A 615-nucleotide genomic window follows, 5' to 3' on the forward strand; every position below is an offset into this window, starting at 1 on the left:
TTAAAAAATTTTTATTAGCTAATAATCGTCCAGGTTGGATTTCGTTTAAAAAGTAGTTAAGGTTCTCTTTATTTTGATAATTCATCAATGTTTCAAAAGCCATTCTTATATCAGAATCCAATTCTGTTAATAAATCTTCATCTTTTGTAACAACTATTTTTTTAGGAAGATCCCTATCTTTCAAATGAAGTGAAGTAGCCAGCAAACAAATACTCTTTACATTTTTATGTCTATGGTGCAAAACACCTTGTGCCAAATATCCTCCAAATGAAAAACCAATAAGAGAAAATGCTTGGTTAGGAATTGTCATATCAATAAAGTTCAAAATATTTAAAAGCATATCATCTGAAGAGTTGAAATTTTCGTCAATTAAACTTCGACCGTGAGCAGGTAAATCTATATATATCCTCTGAAAACCCTGAATCTTATCAAAAATTGGCTCTATCCAGGCTTTCATAGATTTATGGTCTGTACCCATTGAATGCATTATTAATATTGGAAAGCCATTCCCTACGATTTCATAATAAATACTACCCTTTGCAACTAAGCAATCCATCGGTATTTTTCTCCCTATTCATATCAATTTTATCCAACCTATTTTATGTCAACCTACTA

Annotated in this window: 1 protein-coding gene; it reads right to left on the reverse strand. The window is 30.4% G+C overall.

The window, feature by feature from the left end:
• A partial coding sequence (locus tag AC1DJR_RS32675) for an alpha/beta fold hydrolase (protein WP_477004538.1) occupies positions 1-556 on the reverse strand: 556 nt, incomplete at its 3' end.
• Between the last annotated feature and the right edge of the window lie 59 nt (positions 557-615).

The sequence above is a fragment of the Bacillus sp. 05T31 genome (assembly GCF_056396725.1).